The sequence below is a fragment of the Methylophaga sp. UBA5088 genome (genome assembly GCF_002414625.1).
GTDB classification, from domain to species: Bacteria; Pseudomonadota; Gammaproteobacteria; order Nitrosococcales; family Methylophagaceae; genus Methylophaga; species Methylophaga marina.
This window is the reverse complement of record NZ_DIAC01000094.1, coordinates 10344-12600: the sequence shown is the minus strand read 5'-3', so window position 1 is coordinate 12600 and position 2257 is coordinate 10344. Positions and strand designations below refer to the sequence as shown.

General features: G+C 46.1%; 1 protein-coding gene. It reads right to left on the bottom strand.

The features are described 5' to 3' along the window. A partial coding sequence (locus tag B4K20_RS11595; RefSeq protein ID WP_289282999.1) for a YgiQ family radical SAM protein occupies positions 1-2091 on the bottom strand: 2091 nt, incomplete at its 3' end. Between the last annotated feature and the right edge of the window lie 166 nt (positions 2092-2257).

Genomic DNA, 2257 nt, shown 5'->3' with positions numbered 1-2257 from the left:
TGCCTTGCGAGTGATGCGACGACCTTCACCATTTTCGCCGGTACCCGCAGGTTGCCAATTTGGAATTAAATGTTTTTTGCCATTTCCAATTAAATCCGCCCGGCCCATACTTTTGAGAGCTTCACGTAACATCGGCCAATTTTCGGGATCGTGATAACGTAAAAATGCCTTATGCAGGCGACGTACCTTCAAGCCTTTTGGCACTTCGATATCGCCACTATTTCGTCTGACTTTGTGTAAGGTGTTTTTACCAGAGTGGTACATGGCCGCTGCGGCTGACATTGGTGAAGGGAGATAAGCTTGAACCTGATCGGCTCTGAAACCATTACGTTTTAACCAGAGCGCCAGATTCATCATGTCCTTATCCGTCGTACCAGGGTGTGCGGCAATAAAATAAGGAATCAAATACTGCTCTTTACCCGCCTCTTTTGAGTATTTATCAAACATTTGTTTGAACTTGTCATAAGTGCCAATACCCGGCTTCATCATTTGTTGCAGCGGGCCTTCTTCTGTATGTTCCGGCGCAATTTTTAAGTAACCACCGACATGATGGGTGACGAGTTCTTTGACATACTCCGGTGATAACACAGCTAAGTCATATCGCAGACCTGAAGCAATCAGAATTTTTTTAATGCCGGGTAATGAACGAGCGCGTTTATAAAGATTGATAAGGGGGGTGTGATCCGTGTTTAAATTTTTACAAACGCCAGGAAACACACAAGATAAACGACGACAACTGGCTTCGATTTTAGGATCATTACAGGCCAGACGATACATATTAGCAGTGGGGCCACCCAAATCAGAAATGACGCCAGTAAAGCCCGGCGTAGTGTCTCGTATCGCTTCAACTTCTTTGATGATCGAGTCTTCAGATCGACTCTGAATAATACGGCCTTCATGTTCTGTAATAGAACAGAATGTACAGCCACCAAAACAACCACGCATGATATTCACCGAAAAACGAATCATATCGTAGGCCGGAATCGTCATCTTGCCATAGCCCGTATGCGGTAGGCGACTGTAGGGTAAATCAAACACAGCATCCATTTCCGCTGTAGTCAACGGTATGGGGGGCGGGTTCAACCAGACATCCTGATTGCCATGCTGCTGAACTAATGCCAGTGCATTACCCGGATTTGTTTCTAAATGCAGAATACGTGACGTATGTGCATAGGTGACGGGGTCATCTTTTACGGCATTATAGGCAGGCAGCCGTATGACGGTACGGTCAGCATTTCTCGGGGAAACCCGATGAATTTTGATAACGTTCGTATTTTCAGTGGGTTTGCTTTGTTCTGTTTTGGCCTTCTCTTCTGCACAACTTTCTTCAGTTTGCATCTGATAGGGATCAATGGGCGGGTTAAGTTTTCCGGGCGTATCCACCAGAGTCGAGTCTTTTTCCCACCAGCCAGCACGCTGTTCATGCTTTTTGGTGTAGGCCGTGCCACGAATATCAGTTAAATCACTGACAGGTTCACCAGCAGCAAGACGATGTGCAATTTCCACCACCTGTCTTTCACCATTACCATAGACTAGAAGATCGGCTTTTGAGTCCATAATGACACTACGACGGACTTTTTCAGACCAATAATCATAATGGGCAATACGGCGAAGGCTGGCTTCAATACCGCCAATAATGACTGGCACGCCTTTGTAAGCTTCCTGACAACGCTGACTATAAACCACCACACTTCTGTCAGGGCGTTTACCACCTGAACCACCTGCCGTATAGGCATCATTGCTACGGATTTTACGATCGGATGTATAGCGGTTGACCATCGAATCCATATTGCCGCCAGTGACGCCAAAGAACAGATTAGGTTTACCCAGTTTGGTGAAGTCATCTGTGCTGGTCCAGTCGGGCTGAGAAATAATGCCGACGCGAAAACCATGCGACTCTAATAAACGTCCAATCAGCGCCATACCGAAACTAGGGTGATCGACATAAGCATCACCAGTGACAATGATGATGTCACAAGAATCCCAGCCCAGCGCATCCATTTCCTCACGGGTCATGGGTAATTCAGGTGCGATACCAAAACGATGTGCCCAGAATTTACGGTAGGAAAACAGATCAGGCGCGGATTGCATGAGGACCCCAGCAGAGTAAAAGCGATAAACGTGGATATTCTAGCAAATTCAGCTGCATATCCGACAATTTTAATCAGGCTTTATTCCATGATTTTGACTTCAGTCCCCACCCTGACAAATGTCAATAACTCATCGATTTCTTTATTTCTCAGCGCTATGCAACCTT